Source organism: uncultured Nitrospira sp. (assembly GCA_902500695.1).
In the GTDB taxonomy this organism is placed as follows: domain Bacteria; phylum Nitrospirota; class Nitrospiria; order Nitrospirales; family UBA8639; genus Nitrospira_E.
In genome coordinates, this window is the sequence record CABVRQ010000096.1 from 3460 (window position 1) to 5820 (window position 2361).

The 2361-nt window shown below is 50.9% G+C and carries 4 protein-coding genes; all 4 read left to right on the top strand.

The window, feature by feature from the left end; genetic code table 11:
- A partial coding sequence (locus AAH187_RS16930) for a hypothetical protein (protein ID WP_342349660.1) occupies positions 1–269 on the top strand: 269 nt, incomplete at its 5' end.
- Between the two features lie 149 nt (positions 270–418).
- Positions 419–709, top strand: a complete 291-nt coding sequence (locus AAH187_RS16935; RefSeq protein ID WP_342349661.1) for a GIY-YIG nuclease family protein — start codon at positions 419–421, stop codon at positions 707–709.
- A 328-nt stretch (positions 710–1037) separates the two neighbouring features.
- On the top strand, positions 1038–1658 hold the full coding sequence (locus tag AAH187_RS16940; RefSeq protein WP_342349662.1) for a DUF1318 domain-containing protein: 621 nt from the start codon (positions 1038–1040) through the stop codon (positions 1656–1658).
- 146 nt (positions 1659–1804) lie between these two features.
- Positions 1805–2361 (top strand): hypothetical protein (locus AAH187_RS16945; protein WP_342349663.1); only part of this gene is annotated, 557 nt, incomplete at its 3' end.

Below are 2361 nucleotides of genomic sequence, written 5' to 3' on the forward strand. Positions count from 1 at the left end.
CGATCTCCAATGTTCGTGCGCAATTAAAATTCGCGAATCCCTCACGGGTGACGGTCGAGGTGGCCAGAGGCCAATTGAATCTGACGATCCACTTCCAGGGGAGCCTGATCCCTACCTTTAGATTGGAGCGCATCCCGATCGCCAAGATGAAAAACATCGAAAAACTCACCGCTGCTATTCCCAATTGGGAAGACCTGGCAAAGGTGCTGGAATTGATTGGCGCAGAGACTTACTCGTTTACGCCGGAAGGGGAGATTGTGTTTCAGTAAGGAGCAATCCTTTTAGCTATTGTCATGCGGAGCACAGCGAAGCATCTAGCTCAGCCATGGCCCGGTTGAGCTGGGCTCAGATTCTTCGCTTCACTCAGAATGACAAAGCACCAGGCTCAAGATGACAAGGCGAGGGGCTAAGCCAGTAAATGAAACAGTATTATGTGTGCATCATGACGAACCAATCCGGCACGCTGTATACCGGGGTCACTAATGATCTCGCCCGTCGGATCTATGAACACAAGGAAGGACAAGGCGGCCAATTTACATCGAAATACCGCATCACAAAATTACTGTACTTTGAAGAAACTCGTGATATTCACGCAGCACTCTCTCGTGAGAAACAGATCAAGGGTTGGACGCGTGCGAAGAAATTGGAATTGATAGCCACAGATAATCCTGAATGGAAGGATCTTTCCGAAGCTTGGGATGTTCCATAAGTTGTCATGCTGAAGGAGGGCCTGGTTGTGCTGGACTCAGATTCTTCGCTTCACTCAGGATGACAAAATGGAGGGCGGGATGAACGATTGACGCCCATTCCAGCTCCGTTCATTTTTTGTTGTCATGCTGAGCCCCGCGAAGCATCTAGCTCAGCCGTGGCCCGGATAAACTGGGCACAAATTCTTCGCTTCGCTCAGAATGACAAAGGGGCTGGATCAAGATAACAAGAGTCTTGCCCAAGATGACCTTTTGAAGAATTTTCTTCAGCGACTTTCTAAAATTTGATAAGATAAAAAAGATCCGACCCTCACAAGGAGCCGATTCGTTATGTCCTATCTCCCATTACCACCCTACAGGACTGTTCACACGTTCGCTTTCAATCCCATGTCCCTGATCATGCTGTCCCTTCTTCTTGTATTCCTCACAGCCTGCAGCGGTCCCTTGGTAGGGGTGACCGTGGTGGATGAACGCACGGCCTTGGAAAACCAGGTGCTGGGCACGTATCAAGAACTCAATCAGCAAGTCATGCTGGTGGCGTCGGTTCGCTATATCGATCCGAAGGGGAAATTGAAACAGACCCAGGAACTTCCTCCAGGGAAAAAAGACGTCGTGCGTGCCCTCCAACGAGTGTCCTTCAACAAAGATGATCTCAATCGCTATAAATCATTGGGAATTATCGGGGAAAATAATGAAGGTGGCGTCACCCTCCTGGAGCCGGAAAAGGTCCAACCGGATGATCGAGCGTTTGTTGAAAATCTGATCAAAGAGGAGAATGAGGATCGACTTGAGATCATGAGGCGGATCATTGAGACCAACGAGACCCTGACACCCTCAGAATTACCACGGGTCCACAAAATGTTTGCCGCACTCAATCGGGATAAAGCGCTCAAGGGAGAACGCATCCAACTGGACAATGGAACATGGACTCAAAAAGACCCCACACCCTAGATCAAGACTCCACGTTGCGAGGTAATCGTCTTTCTTCCCCTGCCCAGGATGCTCCCGGGAGAACATCAGAAAGAAAAGCGAGCAGGTCGCTTCAGATTCACCGAGCCGTATGCTGTTTCATCGCCCTCACGGGCTTGGGGGGAGTCTTGTGCGCCTCTTTACCTGCTCTGGCTGCGCCCCCTGAACGTCTGACCGCTCACCCGGCACTGGATTACCAACCGTCTGTCTCCATTGATGGACAGACACTCGCCTTCGTGTCCACCCGCTCCGGCAATCTGGATATCTGGGTCCAAACACTCAAGAGTTCCGCCCTCACGCTCCCCCGACAAATGACCACTCACCCGGCCAGTGACCAGGAACCAGCCTTGAACCGGGATGGCACCCGACTCTTATATGTGTCGCATAAATCCGATCCCCGTGGTGATGTCTACCTCCTGGATTTGATTACCCGTGAGGAGCAACGACTGACGGATTTAACCAGCGGCGATGGTGCTCCACAGTGGGATCAAGAAGAACAAGGATTTTTATATCTCAAAACGGATCCGCTTCAAAACACCTCCGCCATCTATCGGAAGTCCTTTTCGAACCAATCTGAAGAATTGGTCGTGCCCCAAGCCACCAGCTTTTCCGTGAATGGTCAGGGACAGCTCCTCTATTCCAATGGTGCCCATCTGACCCTCATGAATCTTCAGGACAAGAGCGC

What these genes read in the sequence shown, in the direction of transcription:
- AAH187_RS16935 (WP_342349661.1), top strand. Translation starts at nt 419, where the DNA reads ATGAAACAGTATTATGTGTGCATCATGACGAACCAATCCGGCACGCTG.
- AAH187_RS16940 (WP_342349662.1), top strand. Translation starts at nt 1,038, where the DNA reads ATGTCCTATCTCCCATTACCACCCTACAGGACTGTTCACACGTTCGCT.